The sequence below is a fragment of the Vibrio tritonius genome (genome assembly GCF_001547935.1).
Lineage (GTDB): Bacteria > Pseudomonadota > Gammaproteobacteria > Enterobacterales > Vibrionaceae > Vibrio > Vibrio tritonius.
This window is the reverse complement of the sequence record NZ_AP014635.1, coordinates 2,219,193-2,244,172: the sequence shown is the minus strand read 5'-3', so window position 1 is coordinate 2,244,172 and position 24,980 is coordinate 2,219,193. Positions and strand designations below refer to the sequence as shown.

Annotated in this window: 16 protein-coding genes and 4 pseudogenes; 6 read left to right on the top strand and 14 right to left on the bottom strand. The window is 44.2% G+C overall.

All coding sequences use genetic code 11. The features are described 5' to 3' along the window. Nucleotides 1–12: 12 nt before the first annotated feature. Both JCM16456_RS24205 and JCM16456_RS23300 read right to left on the bottom strand, forming a co-directional pair. A pseudogene (locus JCM16456_RS24205) lies at nucleotides 13–192 on the bottom strand (IS66 family transposase); the annotation flags it as partial. A 722-nt stretch (nucleotides 193–914) separates the two neighbouring features. After that, nucleotides 915–1,103: pseudogene (locus tag JCM16456_RS23300) on the bottom strand (transposase domain-containing protein); the annotation flags it as partial. A gap of 46 nt (nucleotides 1,104–1,149) precedes the next feature. Here JCM16456_RS23300 and JCM16456_RS09910 point away from each other — a divergent pair. After that, entirely contained in the window at nucleotides 1,150–2,268 is a 1,119-nt protein-coding gene (locus tag JCM16456_RS09910) for an IS110 family RNA-guided transposase (protein ID WP_068712904.1), read from the top strand. Nucleotides 2,269–2,525: 257 nt separating this feature from the next. On the opposite strand, the pseudogene tnpC reads toward JCM16456_RS09910, so the two are convergent. The 3 genes and pseudogenes from tnpC to tnpA all read right to left on the bottom strand — a co-directional run. Then, nucleotides 2,526–3,902 (bottom strand): annotated as a pseudogene (gene tnpC / locus JCM16456_RS09905) (IS66 family transposase); the annotation flags it as partial. Nucleotides 3,903–3,961: 59 nt separating this feature from the next. Beyond that, complete coding sequence (gene tnpB / locus JCM16456_RS09900; RefSeq protein WP_068712902.1) at nucleotides 3,962–4,315, bottom strand: IS66 family insertion sequence element accessory protein TnpB; 354 nt, start codon at nucleotides 4,313–4,315, stop codon at nucleotides 3,962–3,964. Beyond that, nucleotides 4,312–4,632: an IS66 family insertion sequence element accessory protein TnpA gene (tnpA, locus tag JCM16456_RS09895; protein ID WP_068712900.1), complete on the bottom strand. Its 321-nt coding sequence runs from the start codon at nucleotides 4,630–4,632 to the stop codon at nucleotides 4,312–4,314. Before tnpA ends, tnpB begins: the two co-directional genes overlap by 4 nt. A 191-nt stretch (nucleotides 4,633–4,823) precedes the next feature. Here tnpA and JCM16456_RS09890 point away from each other — a divergent pair, with 191 nt between their 5' ends. Then, nucleotides 4,824–5,156 carry a YnfA family protein gene (locus tag JCM16456_RS09890; protein ID WP_068714061.1) on the top strand — a complete coding sequence of 111 codons (333 nt, stop codon included), beginning with the start codon at nucleotides 4,824–4,826 and terminating at the stop codon, nucleotides 5,154–5,156. A gap of 34 nt (nucleotides 5,157–5,190) precedes the next feature. On the opposite strand, the gene JCM16456_RS09885 is transcribed toward JCM16456_RS09890, so the two are convergent. The 7 genes and pseudogenes from JCM16456_RS09885 to JCM16456_RS09860 form a co-directional block, all read right to left on the bottom strand. Continuing rightward, nucleotides 5,191–6,531, bottom strand: a complete 1,341-nt coding sequence (locus JCM16456_RS09885; RefSeq protein ID WP_068714060.1) for an aminotransferase-like domain-containing protein — start codon at nucleotides 6,529–6,531, stop codon at nucleotides 5,191–5,193. A 207-nt stretch (nucleotides 6,532–6,738) separates the two neighbouring features. After that, nucleotides 6,739–8,898: a methyl-accepting chemotaxis protein gene (locus tag JCM16456_RS09880; RefSeq protein ID WP_068714059.1), complete on the bottom strand. Its 2,160-nt coding sequence runs from the start codon at nucleotides 8,896–8,898 to the stop codon at nucleotides 6,739–6,741. A 232-nt stretch (nucleotides 8,899–9,130) separates the two neighbouring features. Further along, nucleotides 9,131–10,462 carry an MFS transporter gene (locus JCM16456_RS09875; RefSeq protein ID WP_068714058.1) on the bottom strand — a complete coding sequence of 444 codons (1,332 nt, stop codon included), beginning with the start codon at nucleotides 10,460–10,462 and terminating at the stop codon, nucleotides 9,131–9,133. 413 nt (nucleotides 10,463–10,875) lie between these two features. Continuing rightward, complete coding sequence (locus JCM16456_RS24545) at nucleotides 10,876–11,304, bottom strand: methyl-accepting chemotaxis protein (protein ID WP_455570272.1); 429 nt, start codon at nucleotides 11,302–11,304, stop codon at nucleotides 10,876–10,878. A gap of 447 nt (nucleotides 11,305–11,751) precedes the next feature. Continuing rightward, nucleotides 11,752–12,909, bottom strand: a pseudogene (locus tag JCM16456_RS24540) (FIST signal transduction protein); the annotation flags it as partial. 292 nt (nucleotides 12,910–13,201) lie between these two features. Then, nucleotides 13,202–14,620, bottom strand: coding sequence for a diguanylate cyclase (locus tag JCM16456_RS09865; protein ID WP_162266538.1), 1,419 nt, complete (start codon nucleotides 14,618–14,620; stop codon nucleotides 13,202–13,204). A 234-nt stretch (nucleotides 14,621–14,854) separates the two neighbouring features. Continuing rightward, the gene (locus tag JCM16456_RS09860) at nucleotides 14,855–15,676 is read right to left on the bottom strand and encodes an endo alpha-1,4 polygalactosaminidase (RefSeq protein ID WP_068714055.1); all 822 of its coding nucleotides are present in this window, start codon (nucleotides 15,674–15,676) and stop codon (nucleotides 14,855–14,857) included. 347 nt (nucleotides 15,677–16,023) lie between these two features. Between JCM16456_RS09860 and JCM16456_RS09855 the strand changes: the two genes are divergently transcribed. Beyond that, nucleotides 16,024–18,189 (top strand): methyl-accepting chemotaxis protein, encoded by a 2,166-nt coding sequence (locus tag JCM16456_RS09855; protein ID WP_068714054.1) that lies wholly within the window; start codon nucleotides 16,024–16,026, stop codon nucleotides 18,187–18,189. An 85-nt stretch (nucleotides 18,190–18,274) separates the two neighbouring features. Here the strand turns inward: JCM16456_RS09855 and fucO are convergent, their stop codons facing one another. Together fucO and JCM16456_RS09845 are read right to left on the bottom strand one after the other, a co-directional pair. Then, nucleotides 18,275–19,423 carry a lactaldehyde reductase gene (fucO, locus tag JCM16456_RS09850; protein ID WP_068714053.1) on the bottom strand — a complete coding sequence of 383 codons (1,149 nt, stop codon included), beginning with the start codon at nucleotides 19,421–19,423 and terminating at the stop codon, nucleotides 18,275–18,277. A gap of 213 nt (nucleotides 19,424–19,636) precedes the next feature. Continuing rightward, nucleotides 19,637–20,527: a pyridoxal-phosphate dependent enzyme gene (locus JCM16456_RS09845; RefSeq protein ID WP_068714052.1), complete on the bottom strand. Its 891-nt coding sequence runs from the start codon at nucleotides 20,525–20,527 to the stop codon at nucleotides 19,637–19,639. Between the two features lie 475 nt (nucleotides 20,528–21,002). Between JCM16456_RS09845 and JCM16456_RS23695 the strand changes: the two genes are divergently transcribed. The 3 genes from JCM16456_RS23695 (at nucleotide 21,003) to fabV (ending at nucleotide 24,953) form a co-directional block, all read left to right on the top strand. Beyond that, nucleotides 21,003–21,233 carry a hypothetical protein gene (locus JCM16456_RS23695; RefSeq protein ID WP_156430502.1) on the top strand — a complete coding sequence of 77 codons (231 nt, stop codon included), beginning with the start codon at nucleotides 21,003–21,005 and terminating at the stop codon, nucleotides 21,231–21,233. Nucleotides 21,234–21,293: 60 nt separating this feature from the next. Further along, nucleotides 21,294–23,564, top strand: a complete 2,271-nt coding sequence (locus JCM16456_RS09840) for an acyl-CoA dehydrogenase (protein WP_068714051.1) — start codon at nucleotides 21,294–21,296, stop codon at nucleotides 23,562–23,564. A gap of 186 nt (nucleotides 23,565–23,750) precedes the next feature. Then, nucleotides 23,751–24,953 carry an enoyl-ACP reductase FabV gene (fabV, locus tag JCM16456_RS09835; RefSeq protein WP_068714050.1) on the top strand — a complete coding sequence of 401 codons (1,203 nt, stop codon included), beginning with the start codon at nucleotides 23,751–23,753 and terminating at the stop codon, nucleotides 24,951–24,953. The last annotated feature ends 27 nt before the right edge of the window (nucleotides 24,954–24,980 follow it).

Sequence of the window (24,980 nt, the reverse complement as noted above, 5' to 3'; positions counted from 1 at the left end):
CCTCGGGGCGTGTTAGTGTGATAAGTTCCACAGAAGAAGTGAGTAGATGTTGGGCTCTACTTTCTCCTGTTCTTTTATACACTTGGTCATATAATCGTAGAGAATGAGTCCATTGGCTTTAGCTGTCTCGGTGATACTGTAGAGTAACGCACTGGCATTTTCTTTTAATGTGTTGGTGAACAGCAGATTTTTGTTGACCACTTACAATGCTAGACGAAAGGCTCGGAGATATGAGGCTCAACCAATATATTAGATTGATGGCCGTGCCCTTGCTGAACAGCTCAAAATTTTGGGGTTAGGTGTGAATGTTGAGAGAAAAAAGGATGTGACAATCAAACCTTCATGGTTCAATAGCATTTAATAAACGTTTACAATGTGAAACTTAAACCTTCCTGCAATATGTTGTTTTGGTTTTGAATGGGTTGCTATTAATTTACTAGTCGTTACTGTAAGGGTCATGTACGGTTAACTTTAAGTAGCTTGATCGGCATTTTAGCGGCTACTCCATGACATGTTCCTCGGACAATATCTCATCTAATGGATATTCTCGTTAATATTGGGTGATTGATAAGATTTTTATTACCAATTAAAACAACTAGTTATTGCTTTAAGTCTGATGACTTGCTCACCGCCAAATTCAAGAAAAAAGACGTCCTAGGACGTCTTTTTTTATGCCTGAAATATATAAAAATCAACAGGTAGATTTCATATTGATGGTTTCATGGCTTTCGATAGCAAAGTGGAGTCCCATGGATGAGTTTATGCGAGTCTGCGTTCAGCATTTGCCTGAACGGTTCTGTTTAGGAACTGTTATTACCCTTTCTAAGCGAGTCCTTCCTTACAGCAAAAGTCACGGCTATTGATGTATAGATACATTAATTGAATGTAAGCGCCCCATGAACACACGGGGCGTTTTAATGTGAGAAGTTCCACGGAAGAAGTGAGTCAATGTCAGGCTCTGCTTTCGCCAGCTCTTTCATGCACTTAACCATGTAATCGTAGAGAATGAGTCCATTGGCTTTAGCCGTCTCGATGATGCTATAGAGTAATGCGCTAGCATCGGCACCTTTTGATGTGTTGGCGAAGAGCCAGATGGTATGACCTTATATACTAAGACTCACCTATGGTGCGTTTTTGGAGGTCGTCAATATGAAACCAGTTAACTATTCTGCTTATATTGGGCTGGATGTTCACAAAGATACAATTGCTGTTGCAATAGCAAGCCCCGAGAGACAGGGTGAAGTACGTTTTTATGGCAATATATCGTCAGCTAAAGATTCTGTCATTCGTTTGATGAAGAAGCTCATAAAACTCCACGAACCGATTCTTGTTTGCTATGAAGCAGGGCCAACTGGCTACGGTCTATATCGATTATTGTTAAGTATGAATATCGATTGCATCGTTGTCGCTCCTTCTAGAATTCCCAAGCTATCAACCAACAAGATAAAAAATGATCACCGAGATGCGGTTGCATTAGCAAGGCTGTTGAGAGCAGGAGAGTTGGTGGATATTTGGGTTCCCGATATTACGCATGAAGCAATGCGCGATCTTGTTAGGGCGAGAAGTTGTGCAAAAAAGGATACCAAAGTAGCCAAGCAACGAATTCAGAGTATTCTTCTGAGAGCAGGAAAAATATACGAGAAAAAGATGTGGACTGTTCGCCACCGAGTATGGCTGGCAAATCAGTCATTCCCGCTTCCATCCCAACAAATTGCGTACGAGCACTATCGACAAAGCCTTGAACAAATAGAAAATAGAATCACACAGCTTGACCAAGAGATTGATCGATTACTTCCAGATTGGTCGCTTAATAATCTTGTTAACCAATTACAAGCTTTGAAAGGCGTCGGTCGGACTATTGCAATTTCAGTTGTTGCTGAACTGGGAGATTTCTCTCGATTTAGTAATCCCAAGCAAATCATGGCGTTTCTGGGGTTGATTCCTGGTGAGTATTCAAGTGGAGCTACCGTCAGAAAAGCCGGAATAACTAAGGCTGGCAACGTAGAACTTAGGCGCTTGTTATATGAAGCAGCATGGAGCTATAGAACCAATGCAAAAGTAGGTAACTGGTTAGTCACCTACCGCCCAGATAGCGTCTGCCAAGAAGCTAAGGATATTTCTTGGAAAGCACAACAACGTTTATGTTTCCGTTATAGAAGCTTGGTAGCAAAAGGCAAAAAATCGCAGGTGGCTATTACGGCTGTTGCTAGAGAGTTACTTGGATTCATGTGGGATATCGCGGTAACTACTCAAAATCAGAGAGTTTAAAATTTGCTTGGAAGTGAAGAAGCTCAAGGTGAGTAATCCTCGTCAAGAATTTAAGTCGACCATTAGGTTAGATACTAGCAGCCAGAAAGAGGCAAGCTCATTACGAAAACCATGTTGGGGCTAAAGATCCCCGAATAAGAGTATGTATAACCCAAGTATTTGTTGATTCACTTTCAGGCAATTCCAACTCTGAGAATATGCCTCGTCTCACAGAGGAGAGAGAGGTTTTGTCGAAAAACTTGAAAAAGGTCATAAGAATTTTTTCGGCCAATGACCATCGATTTGATTGCACGCTCTGCTCGATTGTTGTCGATGGATAAGTGCCCATCATCCACATAACGCACCAACTTTGGCCATTGACCCAAGGCGTATTTAATCGCTTTACCCAGTGGGCTGGATTCGAACACTTTCTGTGTCGTGAGCCATTGATACAGGTCGTCTAACATCGGTTTGGCGTGCGTTTGTCTTTCTGACCAACGTTCCTCAGCTGACGACTGTTTTAAGCGAGCTTCGAGCGCATAGAGTTTTTGGATTTTTGCCAGCGCGATATCCACTTTACCGGTCTTGCCTTTACCCTGAATCTTTTTTGCCTCCATGAACTTACGGCGAGCATGAGCGAAGCAACCAACATTCGTCACTTGAGTGAGACCATCGTACGCCGCATAACCATCAGTTTGCAGGTAACCCGAGTAATCTCCCAAGAAGTCCATTGGGCACGCTCTCGCGCGACTGTTTTGATAGTCGTACAAGACGATGTTTTTCATATCCGGTAAACCAGCTTGCGGAGAGTCAGCTCCTGAGCAGTAAAGCCACATGTAACTGCGCTTCTCTTCTTGAAGAACATTCAACGGGGTTTCATCGGCATGAACCACCACTTGCTCAAGTAAGTGCGTTTTTAAGGCTTGGTACAAGGGTTGGAACTTCTCACTGACTTGGATAACCCAGCGAGCCATAGTGGTTCTTGATAAATCGATACCCGATTGCGTGAACAAGGTTTCTTGTCGATAAAGCGGCAATGCGTACTGGTATTTACCCAAGATGATATTGGCCAGCAAGCTTTCTGTGGCGAAGCTTTTCGGGATAATGCTCTCGGGTGCTGGCTGTTGGTGAACTGGGTTAGTCTCACTGTGTTGCTCACAATGACGGCACGCGTATTTAGGACGAACGTATTCGATAACTTTGAGGACTGCAGGCGTGAACTCCAGTTTCTCGCTACGGTCTTCCCCGATTTGATGCAGAGAATGCTGGCAGCAAGGACAATTTTTATCGTGCTCATCCAGGTCAAGCACCACGGTTTCGCGAGGTAAGTCTTTCGGTAATGACTTGCGTTTACCACGGCGCTTTGTTGTGGTCGTCGTGGTCACCACTTCTTCCTCGACGTTCTCCGCTTCGCATTCCACTTCATTAAAGAAGTCGCCCTGAGCTTCGTTATACGGTTTTAACGCTTCAGAGCGTTTGGCGAACTGACGGTCAAGTGCCAGTTTGAACTGCTCAATCAAGGATTGGCGCTCTTGTTGCCACTGTGATTCTTTTTGCTGCCAAGCTTCTTGCTCAGACATCAACGCCTTCACCATCGCTTGAAGTTCCGCGATGTTTTGGCTGTCTGGATTGATGTCGGGGGTCGTCTTTTTCATGGTGGTTATTGTACTTTATACCGATAAAAAAGGCTTGGTTTATCTGACTTTTATTGCCATTAACCCATTGTAAAACTGTCGATTTTTATCGGTTTATGGCCGATTATTGTGAAGCCAGAAAGCAGCCTGTCGAGGTCAAATTGCGTTAAGGTAAACACGGCATTTTTCTCTTGTGTGGGCCATTTAAACTTGGCTTTTTCGAGGCGTTTATACCAGAGCGCATAACCCGTTTGGTCCCAATACAACGCTTTGATTTTATCGCGTTGTTTATTGGTGAAGAGGAACAATGCCCCAGAGCCTAGCTCAAGGTCGGTTTCGGATTCAATCAACAGCGCCAGACCATTGATAGACTTTCTGAAATCGACAAACTCGCGGTATAAATACACCACTGGCGCGGTCATCATGCGCTTCATGACAAGGCTCCAATCAACTCAGCAAGATAGTGTGGTGGCGTGCCTTGAGGAATACTCAATTCGACGTTATTTACCATCAAAGTCATGTTGGCTACCGACGTCTGGGTCACCTTGCGACAGGTGGTTTTTTCAATAATTTCGGCCTTAACGAAGCCACTCTGAGTTGGGGATGGGTTAACACTCAACTGCTGCCGCTTAGCGTAAAACGTCGATACGCTAATGTCGTGTTTTTGGCAAAAAGCTTGTTGTGTGAGCGAACTGGCTTGGCATTGCTCAATCAGAGAAAGCCATTCTTGGTCGGTACGTCGTTTATTCATGTCACATCTCCTTTGGATTGGAGATGTGATCATAGAGTGGGCAAAGCCTGTTTAGAATGTGGGGTTTGTGGTGCGCTTACAATTGAATCACCCCCAAAAAAGCGGCATCATCGCCTCTAGCATAATAGTTATCACCGTTACATGGTCATCTGCAATGCTAAATGGGCTGGAAATGATATGAGGGAATTGAGTTGCTAGAAGTAAAAACTATCGGGCTATTTTTTATTACAGCGATAGCAGAAATAGTGGGATGTTATCTACCTTATCTGTGGTTAAAACAAGATAAATCGGCTTGGCTTTTACTACCTGCGGGGTTATCCCTAGCACTATTTGCCTGGTTGCTTTCTCTCCATCCCACCGCGGCAGGGCGCGTTTATGCTGCGTATGGCGGAATCTATATTTTTGTGGCCATTCTATGGCTGTGGGTTGTCGATGGTATTCGCCCAACGCTATGGGATGTCGTCGGTGCCACGGTGGCGTTATTCGGTATGGCTATCATCATGTTCGCGCCGCGACATGGCTAATTAAATGCAGAGTCATTGATACGGGAAAAGACCATCAATACGGGAAAAAGCCACTTGTGTCTGAGTCCATAAGTGCTTTTATTTTGTATAGCCCTTCTTTCAAGCGTGCTTGATTGCCGATAGACATTAAAGACAACCGTACGTGAGTTGGTTGGGCGTCTCCTACACAAAAATAGCTGCCGCTAGTCACAATGATGTTATTGTTCTTTGCTTCTAAGGCAAATCGGTCTGGGTGCCAGTGGGCAGGTAAGGGAAGCCAAACATGGTAACCCGATGCCGCACAATCAACCGATGGGAAAATATCTCTCACCAACTGCTGTCTATGATTGGCCGTCTCTCTTTGTAAGCTCGCTAAACGAAACGCTTCACCTGATTCTATGAGCTGAGTTGCGGCAATAAAGTTAATGGGTGAGACAAGCCAAATATTGGTTCTGATGTGAGCATTCAGAGCATGAATCTGGGAGTGTGGCGCCTTTAAGTAGCCACATCGCATGGCAGGGCTAATAGCCTTTGATAACGCAGAAATGTGAAACGTGTAATCTGGAGCGAAGTTCGCTATGGGTGGCGTTGTTACATCGTCTAAAAAGGCATAAATGTCATCTTCCACCAACCAAACTTGTTTCTCATTGATAACCTGAGCGATCTCTTTTTTACGATATTCAGGCATGGAGATACCTGTAGGGTTTTGATGACTCGGAATCGTAATTACCATAGTCGCTTGGTAGTCATCAATGGCTTGTGCAAGGGCTTTGGGGCATAAACCGTCTTTATCTAATTCGACCGCAACCAGTTTTCTGCTCGACATATTGGCAATGGCAGTAATGCCTGGGTAAGTGAGCTGTTCGACCAATATGGTGTCACCGGGTTTTGTTAAGCTTTCGATGACCAAGGAGAGCGCATGCTGAGCACCATTGGTTAATAGAATATTTTCGCTAGTAGCGCCCTCTAAACCATACATTGCCGCCCATTTTGCGCCGGCTGCACGATGAACTTCATGACCTGAATGTTCAGTATAACCAATCACTGGAGCGGTAATCAGGTCGGCTGATTGCCTATAAGCAGATTTTAACGCAGGAACATTGAGTTCCAAACACGGCTGTAAGATTGAAAAATTAAAGTTGTTATCTTCGGGTGGAGCTTGGATAGCATGGTCTAAATCAGATGCAGCACAAACAAATGTGCCTCTTCCGACAAAAGATTCAAGCTGACCTTTATCCATTAGTAGCTTATATGCTTTAGCAACCGTAACAGGGGTTGTTCCCAGTTCTTCCGCTAAAAGCCGATGAGTAGGCAATTTTGAATTCGATGGGTATTTACCTGATTCAATATCGCGCTCAATGATGGCTGCTATTTGCTCAAATTTACTACTGCTCACGCGGTTTCCCCTTCGGATAAATGTCACTGACGGCGATTATAACATAGGTCATTGTATAGTTATTATTCCATTGTTATTCATTAACATAGTTCAATGTGGGGCTGTTTAGCGAATAACGGGGGGAAAGAGAGAGTTCACTAGTGAGATGAATGGCGATACGGATTCTAAGCCTGATACTTAGAAAGCCGCACCGCCACTGTGTTTGAATTAAAGTTTGAACTTACTAACGAGGTTAATCAGATCTTGAGATTCCGCGGTTAATTCATTCGCTGCATCTGCACAGCGTTCTGAGTTAGCACTGTTGTGTACGGTCACTTGGTCAATCTGCTTAATGCCTTGGTTAATTTCGTCGGCGCCGGTCGATTGCAGTGTAGAGGCTTCTGCAATATCCGTCACTAAAGCTGATACATTATTAATGTTTTCAACGATATCTTTCAGGGCGTTGGAGGTTTGTGTGCTCAATTCAATACCGCGTTTGGTTTTTGCCGCTGAATTGTTAATGATTTTTACGGTATCTTGCACTGCTGATGCGCTTCGGGCTGCGAGGTTACGTACTTCGTCGGCCACCACGGCAAAACCACGGCCAGCTTCACCCGCACGGGCTGCCTCAATAGCGGCGTTGAGCGCTAATAAGTTGGTCTGTTCAGCAATATCTTCAATCGCACCAATGATATTAGTAATTTCATTACCTGAGCTTTCAATATCAACCATTGCCGTATTCAGCTCTTCCATCAGTTGGTTACCATTGGTCGCTAGCTCATTGCTTAGGTTAGATAGATTATTGGCTTGTTGAGCGTTTTCTGCACTTTGGTTAATTTGATCCGTAATGCTGGAAATCGTCGCACTGATTTCTGTGATCGATGCGGCAGATTGGGTAGCACCACTTGCTAGGTCATGACTGAGTGTAGAAACCGATTCAGCATTGTTGCCGATAACATTGGCTCGCTCGGTAATTTGTTGGATGAGGTTATTAAGGTCCATCACCATTTTACTGAGTGAGTTTCCGAGCTGGTCATCAGAGGAGGCTAAATTGACTTTTACGGTTAAATCACCTTGGGCGATTTTTTCCGCCACCTTCACTTGATTATAAAGCGATGTCGCCATCTCATCTAACGCATGGGAAAGTTGCCCAATTTCATCAGCGGATTGGTGATTGAGCCTATGGTCAAAGCGGCCTTGTGCGATGGTTTTTGCCATGGTGACAGCCGCTAAAATAGGCTGCGCGATTCGATGTGAGAAATAGATAATACCTAAGATGGCCAAGATGGTGATCACAACACCAATCACAAGCTGATAAATAAAGTTTTCTTGGTTTTTTGCCTTAAGATTGTTGCTGAGTAACACGGCATTTTCGAGCACGACATCTCTGTCCACTTCAAGCGTAATACCCCATTTGATATCGGAGTTACCAAAGCTGATGGGAACAAGTACTTTATAGAGGTTTCTTTCCTCATCATCGGTGACATAGTTTTCACCTTTATTAATTAAGGAAATCACCACGCTGGACTTGTCACCATAAATAGCATCGGTGGATTTGCCAATAAATTCGGGCGTTTTGCTATCTGCAATGAGTAAACCATCCGCCGTTGAAATCGTTACACGACTATGGCCAGGGTAGATACGATTTGCAAGCCTAACAGCTAATGATTGCATAAAGTCGAGATTAAAGTCGGTACCGGCAACGCCTAAAAACTGACCGTTAACAATAATGGGGGCAGACATGGTCGCTAGCCAAACGGATTTACCTTGAACAATATAGGGCAGTGGTGCAGTCACGGTTTCTTTCGCGGTTGCTTTGGGAACCTGATACCAAGCGCCTTTGGTAATGCCATTGGGATGCTTTTCTAACGAGTCAAATTCAACCAGAGGCTGAGTACTGATTTTCCCATTTGTATCTCGAGTAATATAAGGAACAAATCGCCCCTCTTCGTTGGTGTCACTTCGGTATGATAATAAGGCGCTATCCTGTCCATCAAAACTGTTGGGTGCCCACGCACTGTATGTGCCGTTTAAGTCTTTATCTTTATGCAAAAATGCGAGTAAAGCACTGTCGTAGTCATCTCGGTTAAGACGTTTTGATCCAGATTTTTCGTCTTGCGCTTTTACACTCGCCACAAAAGTGGCGATCGCTTTCGCGGTCTCGAGTCCAGCGTCGATTCTTTCATCAACCGTATTGGCGGCAGCAGCAGCGGTTAATTCCAATTTCTTTAATGTTTCTTCTTTGATGAGTCTGGTGGATTCTTCAGAGACGAAGTCTCGAGATTCATTGGCGGAAAAAACGCTATAACCTACCAATGAGACAGACGCGGTTACTAAACAGATCCCAGCAGCTAACGCCATTTTGGTTTTAATCGAATTTATTGTCATCGAATTACCTAGAGTCGTTGAGGTTTATTATCAATAAATTGAGTGTATGTCGTACATTGATGTTTGGCGGTGAAAAATCACTAAGAAGGTAGACTAATGAAAGTTTTGTGAACTCAATCGCGTTGTTTCAAAATTAAATGAGTAATTAGATGAGTAGTTTGACGATCCACTGCCTGAAAATATGGCATAAAAAAAGGTAGCGAATGCTACCTTTAATGCAACAAAGTGAGTATTAAGCAGGGTTCGCTGCTAAATCCAGAGTTGGACGAAAGCGCATGATCGCGAGACTGGCCAACACTCCAACCAATGAAACTACTGCAACATAATAAGCAGGTGCCATCACGTTATCGATAATTAATGTCGTAATAATCATCGGAGTTAATCCGCCGAATATGGCGTAGGCGATGTTATAGGAAAACGACAAACCCGAAAAACGAATCGCGGCTGGGAAACTTTTTACCGCAATGGCTGGAACAATACCCACAAGTCCAACAAAGAAACCGACTAGGCAGTACATTGGGAATAGATAAGTGGTGTCTTGTAACATCGTGCTATAAAAAGCCCAGAAACTGGTGCCTAACCCAATACTAAAAATCGCCATAATGGGCCCATTCCCAAAACGGTCACCAAGAGCTCCCGACACAAGACAGCCGATAAGAATGAAAATAATCGCAAGGCTGTTAGCTTCTAATGCGGTTTCAGGATCAAGGTGAATAACACTTTGCAATAACGATGGCAGTAATAGAACCGTCACCACAACTGCAGCTGTTAATACCCAAGTTACCGCCATGGTCACGATCACAGAGGGTAAGTAGTTTTTGACGACGGTTTTAACCGGCATCTCTTGGGCCAACTGTTTGTGCTCCTGCATCGCTTTGAACACGGGTGTTTCGTGCAGCCAGCGACGTAAATACATAGTGATAAAACCGAATAAGCCGCCTAATAAAAAGGGAATACGCCAAGCGTAGGCGTGTACTTCTGTAGCCGAGTAGCTAGCGTGAATAGCCGTTGCGACCAGTGAGCCAATCAAAATTCCGGCAACTAGCCCCGCTGAAAGAGTTCCGCAGGCAAAACCAATATGGCGTTTAGACACATGCTCTGTGACGAATACCCATGCTCCAGGCGCTTCTCCACCGATAGCGGCACCTTGCAATACACGACAAAGTAACAGCAGTAGTGGTGCTGCTAGGCCAATTTGTTCGTATGTTGGCATAAGGCCAATCGCTAGTGTTGGAACTGCCATCAGAAAAATACTTAGCATAAACATGCGTTTGCGGCCTAATAGATCACCGAAGTGAGCCATGATAATACCGCCAAGAGGGCGTGCTAAATAACCTGCGGCAAAAATACCGTATGTCTGTACTTGGCGCATCCATTCAGGCATATCCGCCGGAAAGAACAATCCGCCAACGACATTGGCGAAATAGACGAAGATTACAAAATCATAAAATTCGAGTGAACCGCCTAATGCTGAAAGGCTTAGTGTTTTTACATCTTCAAAGTTTAATTTGCGCCTCTGTGAGGGAGGTGTTGTTGAGTGCTGTTGTGCTTGTGTTGTGGTCATGATTAATCCCTGATGAACCTTTTTCATTTTATTTTTGGGACTGCTAACGAAGGTAAACTCATCTTAAATAACGGCAGATAGGATGAACAAATTGACTTATCGTAAAAGCAGGGGATCTAGGATATTACGCACGAAGAATGGGAAATTAAAGAGCTATTGTTAAGATTATGGAATGTTATGTTGTGCAAATGATAGTTAAATATTGCAACGAAAAACACAATCTATAGGGAAATATGCACATTTTAGTGTGCCAAATTGTGAACTATGCATGGTTTGAAATTTTGTGCTGAGAAAGTGCGGTTTTACGATATGGCAAAAATTCAAAAATAGTTTGAAAAAACTTTGGTAAATAGAGAAATTTGCTGATGAATTCGGGGTGTCCCCTGCAAAGGCAGCCCTTGCAGGGGGATAGCTCAGTTATGTTCCTGAGTCAGCGTGAGTAACTTATCTGCCACAGATTGGGTCCTAATAGAATTTTCTGCGGTTAACGAGCTGACTTCACGCAGTGATGCTAAAACAGACGTAAGTTCTGCGACGGCCGACGATTGATTTTCGATTTCCTGAGCAACTGCGCGAATTTCCTGAGCAAGAGTGACCACATCACCACCTATCTCATCGGCATTCTGACGCGATTTTTCAGCGAGCTTGCGTACTTCATCGGCGACTACGGCAAATCCACGACCTTGTTCACCTGCACGTGCAGCTTCTATCGCGGCATTGAGTGCTAGCAGGTTGGTCTGCTCTGATATTTTTTGAATCACCGCAACAATATCTTGGATTCGTTCACCCGATTCTGCCAACTGACGAGCATTCTCTGCCACATGGTGCGCTTGTCCTGCCATACCCGATACAGTCGTCTCCGATTGTTCCACAGCGGCGGCTTGGGTTTGAACGTGACCCGACAATTCGTCCACACTCTGATCTAAGTCGCTGGCGCATAGCGCCAACTCACAAGCCATGGATGCTCGTTGTTGCTCTGCATCATTAAGTAGTTGGCCTAGTTGATTCAGTCCTTGGAAAATAGGGCGAACTTTGTTGTCTAGCCCTGTGGCATCCACCAAACTTTCGTAATGGCTCTCTTTAAAGTGATCAATTTGTTTGACAATCACACGGTTAAGCCCCGCGAGTTTACTGACATCTTTATGTAAGAACATCGCTCTGAATTCACAATAGCGATGAATAAACTGTTCCAAATATTCGTCATGAAATGGCGTTTTCGCGTCCCGCACATCGAACCAGAAAATGCCAGTTAGGGTCTGATTTAAATTCAGCCCAAGAATTTCCCCAAATGTGGAGCTGCCAACCACCGGAATATGGGTAAATACGCTATTCATTTGCGCCAATGATTGATTGTTTTTGAGACGACGTAAAATGCAGTCATTAAGCAGACCACCGATAGGAGCCGGCTTGTCTTTTAAGAAGGTGGATAAGTCGCGTCGAGTAGCTTCGGCAAAAGGAATTCTTTTCACCAGGGACAGTGTTTCGCCTGCGGCAATATCACAGTAAAAGTGGATTTTCTTAGCCGATAGATCAAACGACTGAACGGAACGCACAAAAAGTTCGTTACCCACTTTGACCGCAAAAGAATATTCTTCTAAAGCTTGTTCTAGCTGGTTTGGTTGGCAACGGAAATGTTGGCAAAGAAAATCGATTAGGGTGGTTATTTCCCCATTTTGGGTAATGATGTCGCTTAAATACCGATGCTCTTGAGAAGAGGTGAGAACATTTACTTCAATATTGGTTTGTTCAAAATTCTGCGATTTAAATACGCCAAAGCGCATTGTTGGTTTGATCTTAATGAGTGTGATGATGGCGTGATTTTGAAGTGTTTGCTGGCCGTTATGCAAAAAGGTATGTTCAAAGTTGAGATGACCACCAGCAGACCCTCCGACAAATAGGCATGGGAAGCGCCCACTTTGATATATTGCCTCCATAAAAAAGGTTTCTGATCGTGAAAGACCATCAAAGGAGACGTAGGCAATAGTATCGCGATAATCGATGTCAGATTTTATGTTTAGATGATTTAGGCGATTTTGAAGATCTGCAATGCGTTGTTCAAGTGGTCGGTCGATACGGCCTTGCGCCAAATCATCACTACCTAAAGGGACTGAGAGTATTTCAACATTATCAATCAAAGTATCGCTGTAGCATTGAAGAACAATATCTTGCCATTGGGCTTGAGTCCCTTGATATAGGTCCTGACCATTGGCATTACTCAGTGTCCCCGCACAACTACTTAATACCAGTTGGCAAGATGGAAACGCTGCTTTTATACGTCTTGCCACACTATCAATATTACTATTTGGCGAAGTGAATCCAATAATTAAACGAGGGGTAAAAGATATTTTTTTAATATCTTTTTGCAGTTGGGCCTCATTGGTATGAATATTTATCAGGGGCTGAGATTCTTTGTGTAAACTAGACTTGATTTTTTGGCTAAGCCGCATATACATTCCTGTTAACTAAAGCAGATAATTTAGAAAATATTCCGAATTATCATAAATATGACATTTTGTTATGCCGTGCTTTATATCAGAAAACGCTAACGTGAGTAAATGATCTTATTGCTACTTATTTGAGTTAAATGTCTATTATTTCAGTATCTTATTTTTCATAAATGAAGAATTTATTTGATATAGAGATAAAGAGGAAGGTCACCATAATAATTAATATTTGTGTTTTACTTGCTCCTTATTTCAATTGCAATAAGGAGCAAGTAAAAAATAGTTTTATTATTATCTATTCCGAATGAGGTTGTATATGCCGAATTTTTGATGCTTGCGATAACTCAATGACTTGAGAATCTTTTCCATTTTTCATTAATTCCTGAGCAATACTCAGTAACTCTTCAGGATCATCGGCATCATCTGGGCAGATCGCGATTCCAAAACTGGTGGTTAAAGTGATTTCAATGTCATCTGGTAACTTAAATGATGAGGTCGTAATATCATTTATCTTATGTGTGACTTTATTAAGCGCTAGCTCGTTGTCAGATAAATCAACGACTAAAACAAATTCGTCTCCACCATAACGATAAATAAAGTCGCTATCGCGGGTAGTTCGACATAGTCGATAGGTAAACTCTTTGAGAACATCATCGCCGACGTTACGCCCATATAACGCATTCACTTGCTTAAAGTTATCGATATTAATGGCATAACAAGCAAAGCGAGCGCCCCAGAATTTCGTTTGTTGAACTTTGTGGTAGAGCGCGATGTTCAATGCATTTCGGTTGAACATTCCTGTCAAAGAATCTCGGTTGGCGAGCTGGAAGAGGGCTCGGTTCTGGTTTATCTGCTGCTGAGATTCAATGAGTGTCGCTATCGTGAGTGTTTCTCCATGGCGGATAATTGAACGTTCGTGTAGCTCTATCGGGATTTGCTTCCCACTGCGGCTAAGAGCGACTAACTGCTCGTTATCATAAGTAAACAGTTTATCTTTAGAGAGTTGCAATATTTCTTGCTCGGTATAGCCGAACATTCTACGTGCGCTTTCATTTGCCATACTTACTTGGCCCATCTCATTAAAAATAACAAGAGAAGCTTTCGCTGATTGAATTAACTCATTAAGAACATTGATTGTTTGAGCTGATTGACGTTGGCCTGAGCGAAATTGAGTAACGATGAAAGCAAAATTCAGTAAAGCTAAAAAGAAAGTGAACATCTGGATCGAGCGCAACGTGTCCGACTTCTCTTGAGAGTTCTTTTCTACCAATACGGTGATGTCATTCATTAAACCCAACAGAGGCAGATTAATATTGGCTAAGGTATGTTTGATATCTCCAAGTAATTTAGTGTTTAGACCGTGCTTAAGAATGGTTAGATTAAGTTGCTCAAGCGGGATCAACAGTTGATTTGCATTATTGATTAGCTCGCTAACCTTGGGCAGGTCAATCGGGCGCACCATGACTAACTTTTTCTCAGCATCAACCACATACCCACCTTTGGCAAATCCTTCGAGTGTGTCGGTGAACATTTCATAAGACTGCATGTACTGAAGTATGAGCGTTTGAGATTGCTTAGTATTGGTACTTGTTGGATCGATTTGGAAGACAGATTTAGCCATGTTTTGTGACAGCATTCTTTGTCTACCGGCAAGGTTTATGATCACGGCATCCTCAGATACTTCGTGCGTTATTTTGTAGTTAAGTGCCAGCATTGTTGTGTCTAAAGAAAGAAACAACAAAATCGAGCATACTAAAAACCATGTGGTGTGTTTACTTCGTTGAAAATTCACAACCATTACCATTATGCGTTCTAAGGGATTAAAGAAAAAATAGTTCATATAAGCAAGCTTAGCTAACCCTATAGTGGTAGATCTTTGTAACTGGATGAAAAAAAAGAGAATTTAATTCGTATGCGTTCGATTTAGTTATGTCCCTAATAGGACCATTTAGCGGCAGGAGTAGCGAAAACTGTCATCTAACGCTTCTGGTAAAACTAACGTGCTTAAACCTAAATTTACCGAGGAAGTACACATACTTGCGCGTTCCGACGAATCTGATACATAAGTATTTAGGTATTCCGCATTGAGTACCGGTTTATTAGCATTAATAAATGGGGTCAACGCTGAACACTCGCTGAATTCAAAGCACTGTTCATTCACAGCAAAATCGAAGTAATCGACTAAATCGCTAATTTGGTCTAAGTCGTTTTTCAAGCCAATGGCAAGCCCACGCTTGTGCGCCGCGTTGGCAAGAAAACGGTTAAAAGAGAGTTGGTCGTTATAACTTAAGCTAAACCCGCTACTGTTAACGTAACCATCAACATTGTCTGGCTCGACTCCGTCGCAACCTTTTGATTGAGCTAAATCGAGTCGGGCAAGCATGATATTACGAACTTGAGTGGAATTGATATTCAGCCATTGTTCGTTCGGCCAACCATCGACATCATTTCCTAAGTCACTGGCGTCAAAATCAGCAGCGTCAGAGCGCCAGTTTTCGTAAGAACCTGCAGAAAAGTAACATATGACTTTCCGTCCTTGTGCCTGCAGTGACGTGATAAAAGTCGTGGAGGAGTCAAAGAGATCGATATCATAAATAGTGACATTGTAACTAGTGTTTACCGAGCCCTGTAATTGCCATTGCCACGTTACCCCCGCGGCCGGGGAATACCAAGTAGACTGGTGGTTGTCTGTGCTAATATCGCCTCCACCAGCACTATTACAGCCTACTAAAAACAACAGATTAGCCAGAGACAATAAGCGAAATCGCATGGCTTAATACCTAATAAATAAAGAAAAATAGGAACTCAACTTACTGAGTGTTTGAGTCGAACCCTATACCTACTTCGGGTAAAACAGCACAGTGTGTGATATGCCTCGAACAGCAAAATAAATCACTTGATTTGATCTTATTCAAGGACTGTGTGGCGCTCAGTGATGAAAAGACAAATGCTGCTTTTTAGTATGCTAACGCCAAATAAGAGAGCTAAGTTACATTTTTGTAAACTTCATATCAGTTTATCCATGTGTTACTGGAAAATTCATTTATATAAGCTTTAGTTAATGCTGAATAACCGTAACCACACGGTTTAAAAGGTTAACGTCTTTTAGGATAAATTATGAAGTTCAAATCTATTCAGACAAAAATAGCCGTGACAGCAGGGCTTTGTTTGCTTATTACTGCAGGGATACTGGTGGGTTACAGCGTTTATTCTGCGCAAAATACCCAAACGTTAGTCTCTGAAAAAGTCTCTGCGCTAGCCACAGAAACCACTCTAAAAGAGTTAGAAGCGACGGCTTCCAGCTATTCAGAATCAATAAGTCGTCGACTTGAAGAAGCGTTAAGTGCGGCTCGTGCAATTTCTGATGCAATGTCTGCAGCAAAAGAAGCAGAAATGAATGAGGGGGCTGCGTTTATTAATCGCAGTGTGTTCAACGGCATGCTTAAAGAAGTGCTGAAGTCGAATAAAGATTTGAATGGGACTTATAGCGCTTGGGCTCCTAATGCCTTTGATGGCAATGACAATCAATTTAAAGTTAATCGCGATGGTAATAACCCTGATACTGGCCGATTTACGCCGTACTGGATTCGCGATACATCAGGTGCGATTAATGTGCAGCCGCTAGTGGAATATGATTCATCGCAAGCACACCCAAATGGAGTGATGAAGGGTGCTTGGTATCAAGTCCCAGAAAAGACCTTAAACGAAATGGTGACGGCGCCTTTACCCTATATTGTTCAAGGAAAAAATGTTTGGTTGGCAACACTTTCTGCGCCAATCATAGCTAATGGCAAGTTTTTAGGCGTTGTTGGTGCCGACTATAATTTGGATTTTGTCCAAAACCTGAGTGAGCAAGTATCTTCAGATTTATATGATGGTCGTTCGCATGTTTCGATTGTTACAGCGTCTGGCTTGGTCATTGCCGACAGCGAGCAAACCGAAACGATTGGTAAGTCGATGGAGTCATTGTTTGGTGATGAAACTGACTACATTCTGACTGCGATTAAAAATAACAAACCGGTCGTGAAAGTCGATGAAAAAACCAATAATCTTAAAGTGATTTCACCATTTGTACTTGGCCAAAGTAATGTCGCTTGGGCGATGGTGATCAAGTTAGATTTGAGCTTGGTACTCGCAGATGCGAATGCGCTATCGGCGGAGTTAAAATCTAATAATCAAACAGATACCACATGGCAAGTGGGGTTAGGTTTGATTATTTCTATTGTGGCGATAGGTGCGTTGCTGGTGATGGCACGTAACATTTCTCTGCCTATTTTAAATGCAGTAAACATGGCAAAAACCATCGCAAAAGGACAATTTAACAACCGATTGAATTACCACAGTGTTGATGAGGTGGGACAGCTATCTGCAGCGTTAGATAACATGGCTGAAAGCTTACAAGCACAAGTGATGATCGCCGAGAAAATATCGCAAGGCGACCTAGCGGTTTCTGTTAAGCTTGCTTCCAATGAAGACCAATTAGGTCGGGCACTGTCGCAAATGGTGGATGACTTAAATACGCTGGTCGGCCAGATTCGCAGTCGCTCGGATGTTATTGCGCGAAATGCTGATATGGTGAATGGCTTAAGTCAAAGCTTATCAACAGGGGCAACGGATTCTGCATCAGCAGTGACGCAAATCAGTGCGACGATTAACGAGATCGCAGAGCAGATTCGTCAAAGTGCGAGCAATGCGGATAAAGCCAGTCGCCTCTCTTCCCAGTCGGTTGCTGCGGCTAACAATGGTAATCAACTGATGTCGGAACTCCAAACTGCCATGGTGGAAATTGAGGCATCAGGAAACGACATTAATGACATTATACGCACTATCGAATCGATTGCAGAGCAAACCAACTTGCTGGCATTAAATGCTGCGATAGAAGCGGCTCGTGCGGGGGAACATGGGCGAGGCTTTGCAGTGGTGGCTGATGAGGTTCGCCAATTGGCTGGTCGAAGTGCACAAGCGGTGCAACAGACAGCGAAATTGATTGAAACCTCTGCAGAGAAAACCAATCGCGGTATTGCTCTATCGAAACAAACAGCACAATCTCTACAAGAAATTGTGGATGGCGCAAGCCAAGTGTCTGGTTTGGTTGAAGAGATTGCACAAGCGGCAAGTGAGCAATCAGCGGGAGCTGATCAGGTCAGTTTGGGTATTGGTCAAATTGATGAAGTCACGCAGCAAAATAGTACCAACTCAGATAGTTGCGCATCGTCGGCGAATGAATTGACTGATCAATCTGAGCAACTGAATAAGCTGATTACTCAATTTAAATTAAAATAGCGGCAACATGTTGTTGTTTTATACCCATGAAAAAGGTCCTTTGCAGGACCTTTTTATTTGTTTGGTATTCGGAGGCTAACATAGCTTATAGCGCTTCAGAGTAAAGCTCATACACTTCTTTTGCTGTCGGTTGGTGAGGATTGCAACCGAGGCATGGATCAGCAAGCGCTTTTTCAATCCACTGAGGAATATCACTCTCTTTGATACCCAGTTCTGAGAATCCTGCTGGGATACCTACTTGTTCAGATAGAGCGCGAATCGCTTTAATCGCTTGTTGGGCGCCGTCTTTATCACTGAGCGTTGCCACATCTTCCCCTAATACCGCTGCGACAGTACGAAAGCGCTCCGGTACAAATTGAGCGTTGTAGGCACTCACCACGGGAAGCAAAATGGCATTACATACCCCGTGTGGCAAATTGTGAGTTGCGCCAGGTTGGTGAGCCATGGCATGCACTAGCCCAAGTCCTGCACTATTAAATGCCATCCCAGCCAAATACTCTGCACATGCTAGACCTTGACGTGCTTCGATGTTTTGCCCATCAGCAACGGCGGTTGGCAGCCAATGATGGATCAAACGGATCGCTTCTAATGCCGTTGGGTCGGTTAAAGTGTGATGCCCGGCTGAAACATAGGCTTCAATCGCGTGGGTTAAGGCGTCCATACCGGTGGCGGCGGTAACCGATGCAGGAAGTCCAACCATCACTGTCGGATCATTGACGGCAATATCAGGGATCTGCTTATCATCAATGATCACCATTTTCTTTTCCGCTTGCTCATCGGTGATGACCGAGTTTGAGGTCATCTCTGCCGCTGTACCTGCGGTGGTGTTAATCGCAACAAAGTAGGCGCCCTCATTAACAACTTGATTAACCCCTTCATAATCGTTAATTCGTCCATCATTGGTGGCCATAATTCGGATTGCTTTAGCGCAATCGATAGGGCTGCCACCGCCAATGGCGATAAACGCGTCGCAAGCTTCTTGTTGATATTGAGCCAAGCCTTGCTCTACCAGGGCGACAGTAGGGTTTGGTGTGACTTTATCAAACAGTGAATAAGCGATCTGATGTTGATCGAGAGCGGCTAACACAGGGGCGACAATATTCAACTCTACTAGTGTATGGTCGGTAACCACCAAAACTTTCTGTTTATTTTGGGTGGCAACTTGTTCAATGGCTTCTTGAATGGCGCCAACTCCCATAAGACATAGCCGAGGCATTTTTAACGCAAATGACATAAGAAACTCCTTAGTAATATCAAAATTAATCTGTTGTGGTACTTGGAGAATCTCAACAGTAGGTTCTGTGGGCTAATAGAAACCTGTCGCTTAGCATAGGGCGACAGACAAGGAGTGACCTTGAAAAAAGTGCCACTCACATTAGGGATAGACGATATTTGTCAAGATTGGCGTAATGAAGGTCACAGATAACCGAGGCGATGGAGGTTGCGTTTATCCCATTTGTCGGCGATAGCGCGGTACCATACTTTCGTTACCCAAAAGACCGCCTTGATGAATGTATAGCAGGTTGCGCCCTTTTTGGGTTGGCCACCATGTCAGTAGCCGTTGCCACATCAAGGGGTCGTACAACAATTCAAATTCCACACCGGTTTGTTGACCAAGTGCTTGCCATAACTGGTACTGGTCGGGATAAAGGTGCCCAAACTGATGTTTGGTTGTGCCACTTAATATCGTTGGATGAGCGTGTTCTCCTAAGCTAATCCATTGCTGTTTCAGATATTCATCACCACCAACACAAGCACAGGTCACCACTTCGATGTGATGTTCTTTCAATGTCTGATGCAGATACAAGGCTGTTGTCCCGGTACCTGAAGGTAACGCAACTACCCAATCTGCGGCGGGCTGTTGCTCTTTCCAGATAAGAATTTCCTGAGCAAGTTGCTCCACACCCAATTGTGCGATGGGGCTACGTCCTCCTTCGGGCACAAAAAGTTGGTTCTCTGACCATTGTTGCGTTGAGAGATAGTCAGCAACCGAGCAACCGTAGGTAGGGCGGGTTGCAATAATATTGGCGCCAAGAGTGAGTGCCGCCCGATAGTTGCCTATTGGGTTTTCTGCTAGCCATGATGGGATGTGGTCAACGTAAAAATCGAGCTTCCAGTGGCGTAAGTTCGCCAAAGCCGCCATGGAATAGAGAGAGTTTGCCTGTGGTGAACCATGACCTACCAAGGTATCTATCTTTGCGTCTTGCCAATTTAGCAGGCTCATGAATTTGCGTGCTTTATTCCCGGAAAACTGCGGATGCAATAAATCGTCGCGTTTTAGATAAAAGGCGATGTCTTTAAATTGATGGTGGGTAATTGGGCTGTGCTGAAGTTTCATAAGGTGCTAGTGGTGGTAATCAGTTCGCAGAGTATATCGAAGTTCGGCGCTAAGTGCTGTGTTCACTTGCGATGATCGAACCATTTGGCTTTTTCGTAAGATAAAAAAATACCCAGAACAAAGCGAACTGGGCACATACAAACGTAGGAGTTAATAGGAAAAACAGTAACGTGAGTTAACTGTTACGATGAAAAAATACTTCAGCAGTGAGCTGAAAGCTTCTTAACCACATAAATAGAGACTGCGGCTTCGGCGAAGAGTTCAGATTTTTTTGCGAAAGCGCCTTTTTTGTGTGAAAGCGCCTTTTTTGTGAAAGCTTTTTGGGGGCAAAAACGGGGTAATCAACAAAATGCTGCACAATGCAGAGTTTGACCAAAGTCTTAGGTTAATCATTTGTTAAAAAGTGGGCTGGCACTATAGTTCATATAGGGAGACAGAGACGATTATCGGTTTAGTATACCCAAATGACCTCAAGATGCAGACTTCAGAGCTTCATCAACGAGCACAGATCAAGCTCAATGACGGCAGGAATGGTTATTCCCTTTCAACGTCATTGAGCGCAGAAATGGGCTTGTTGATGAGCTCCCAAGGGGCGAGTTGTATTCGCTCCTATGCTGCGTTACCGATTTTCTACGTAGAATCACTATGTATTCAAATCGGTGCCTTGCCTATGAGCGAATACATTCTCGCTGAAACCGCATCTTGAGGTTACTTGGGTATAAACATGCTTGCTGCATAGCTTCCCAAACAGAATAAGGAGCGCCCTATGAGTACATTTCGTCAAAAATGGGTTAGTGGTCCTGCACTAAAATGGTTTCGACGCGTATTGCCTCCGCTTTCTGCAACGGAAAAAGAGGCGATGGAAGCGGGCAGTGTTTGGTGGGAAGGTGAGCTGTTTTCTGGCCAGCCAGACTTCACCCGCTTATTAGAGTACCCCAAACCTCAGCTGAGTGATGAAGAGCAAGCCTTTATCGACAACGAATTGGAAATATTGCTTTCTCAGCTTGATGATTACCACATCATGCAGCACGAAAAAGATCTGCCTGAAGCTATTTGGAATTTTCTCCGTCAAGAGCGCTTTTTTTCCTTAATCATTGAAAAAAAATACGGTGGGCGCGCTTTTTCTGCCTATGCCAACTCGACCATAGTGACCAAGATCGCAACACGTTCAATCAGTGCGGCAGTTACTGTGATGGTGCCTAACTCACTTGGTCCGGGCGAACTACTCACTCACTATGGAACCCAAGAACAGAAAGAGTATTGGTTACCCCGTTTAGCCGATGGTCGTGACATTCCTTGTTTCGCTCTTACTGGACCGGAAGCAGGCTCTGATGCTGGAGGCATCCCAGACAAAGGAATTGTTTGCATGGGCGAGTTTCAAGGAGAGGAAGTATTGGGCATTCGCCTTACTTGGAACAAACGTTATATCACGCTAGCCCCTGTTGCCACGGTGCTTGGTTTAGCCTTTAAACTTTATGATCCTGAAGGACTAATCGGTGACCAACCCGAACTTGGGATTACATGCGCTTTGATTCCAACGTCTCACCCAGGAGTCGAGATTGGGGAGCGGCACGATCCCATGGGGCTCGCGTTTATGAATGGACCAACTCGAGGGAAGGATGTTTTTATTCCGATCGATTGGATCATCGGTGGTCAGCAATACGCGGGAAAAGGATGGCGTATGCTGGTGGAATGCTTGTCGGCAGGGCGTGGTATTTCTCTACCGGCCTTAGGGGCTGCAATTGGTCATTTAGCTACGCGAACGACGGGCGCTTATGCTTACGTTAGAAAGCAGTTTGGTGTGTCGATTGGGCGTTTTGAAGGGGTTGGGGAGGCATTGGGGCGCATTGGCGGTTTAACCTACCTACTCGAGGCCACTCGCACACTCACCACAACTGCTTTAGATAGTGGAGAAAAGCCTGGCGTTGTCACCGCCATCGCCAAATATCATATGACGGAAATGGGTCGTACCATTTTAGCTGATGCCATGGACATTCACGCAGGTCGCGCGATTCAAGGTGGACCGATGAACTATTTATCGACTCATTACTTGGGCATTCCGATTGCTATCACGGTAGAGGGGGCCAACATACTGACTCGCAACTTAATGATATTTGGACAAGGGGCGACTCGGTGCCATCCTTTTGTGTTAAAAGAGATGGCGGCGGCAGCAGACCCGGAAGCTGAACGTGGGGCGGAAGCGTTTGACCGTTGGCTTTTTCAGCACATCGGCCATACTGCCGGTAATATGGGGCGCGCCTTTGGTTTAGCCCTGACAAGCTCGCGTTGGGTTAAGGTTCCGAGCAACTGTGCGACTAAAAGAGAGTTTCAGCATCTATCGCGTTTGTGCGCGGGGTTAGCTGTTACCTCGGATATGGCAATGTTGACGTTAGGTGGTGCTTTAAAACGTAAGGAGCTTATTTCAGCCCGTCTCGGTGATGCATTGGCTTACCTTTACATGGCCAGTGCTGCGCTCAAGCGCTTTGCTGATGAAGGGCAACAAGCCGCCGACCGACCTTATCTCGATTACGCTTTAGCACACTGTTTTTGTCGTGCAGCAGATGCTATGAAAGAGGCGTTAATCAATTTTCCTAATCGTTGGGCTGGATGGTTGCTCCGCGCTATTATTTTCCCACTGGGTCAGCATTACACTCCCCCTAAAGATGCGTTGGCGCTAGAAATAGCACAAAGCATGATGGTGCCGGGTAAACAGCGCGATCGAATGACCCATCTATGCTTTGTTGGTAAAGATAAAGATGACGCCATTGGGTTGATGGATACTGCCTTTGTTGCCTTGTACGAGGTGATGCCAATTGAGAAACGACTGCAACAAGCCATTGCTGCTAAAACAGTGAATGGGAAGTTACCGCTAGAAGAAAAATTGCATGCTGCGGAAAAGGCGGGCGTGTTGAGTTCGAATGAGAGGCGCATGGTGCTTAGGGCGGAGCAACTGCGTTATCGGGCAATTCAAGTGGATCATTTCTCACCGGATCTCTCTGAAGTTTTGACCAACAAGGGACAAGCCCCTACACTTTAACCCGCAATGTAAGTGGTTCAAACCGACGTCGAGAGCTTCTCAAAATAGAAGCTCTCGCTATTTCTTGGGTGAATTTTAAGCGAGAGTGCTCCAACCACTTGGGATTTATTCCTATTTTTGCAGAAATAGGATGCGAAGGGGCGACGAACCTTTTATCCTATCGAAGATTTTTGAAGGAAGTTGAATATGATCATCAAACCTAAAATTCGCGGATTTATCTGTACAACAACGCACCCAGTGGGTTGTGAAGCTAACGTAAAAGAACAAATTGAATACACCAAAGCTAACGGTCCAATTGCAAACGCACCTAAACGCGTTCTTGTGATTGGTTCATCAAGCGGCTACGGTCTGTCTTCTCGCATCGCAGCTGCTTTCGGTGGCGGTGCAGCGACAATCGGTGTTTTCTTTGAAAAACCTGGCACAGAGAAAAAACCAGGTACAGCGGGCTACTACAACTCAGCAGCGTTCGATAAGTTCGCTAAAGCTGAAGGCCTATACTCTAAAAGCCTAAATGGCGATGCTTTCTCTAACGAAGCGAAAGAAAAAACCATCGAACTGATCAAAGAAGACCTAGGTCAAATCGATATGGTGGTTTACTCGCTTGCATCTCCAGTTCGTAAATTGCCTGAAACAGGTGAGTTGATTCGTTCATCTCTAAAACCTATCGGTCAAACTTACACTTCAACTGCGGTTGACACTAACCGTGACGTTATCATTGAAGCAAGTGTTGAACCGGCAACCGAGCAAGAAATCGAAGACACCATTACTGTTATGGGTGGTCAAGATTGGGAACTTTGGATCAATGCTCTAGACGAAGCTGGCGTATTGGCTGACGGTTGTAAAACGGTTGCTTACAGCTACATTGGTACTGAGCTAACTTGGCCTATCTACTGGGACGGCGCTCTTGGTCGTGCGAAGATGGACCTAGACCGCGCAGCAGCAGAGCTAAATAGCAAACTGTCTGCAAAAGGCGGCACCGCAAACGTTGCTGTACTTAAATCTGTTGTGACTCAAGCAAGTTCTGCAATTCCAGTGATGCCTCTGTACATCGCGATGGTATTCAAGAAAATGCGTGAAGAAGGCGTTCACGAAGGTTGTATGGAACAGATCTTCCGTATGTTCAGCCAACGTCTATACAAAGAAGACGGTTCAGCTCCAGAAGTGGACGACAAAAACCGTCTACGTTTGGATGACTGGGAATTGCGCGACGACATTCAACAGCACTGCCAAAACCTATGGCCACAAATTACCACTGAAAACCTAAAAGAACTGACTGACTACGTTCAGTACAAAGAAGAGTTCTTGAAACTATTCGGTTTTGGTATCGAAGGCGTAGATTACGAAGCAGACGTAAACCCAGCGATTGAATTTGATCTTATCAATTTCTAATTGGGTTAACACGTAGATAAACAAAAG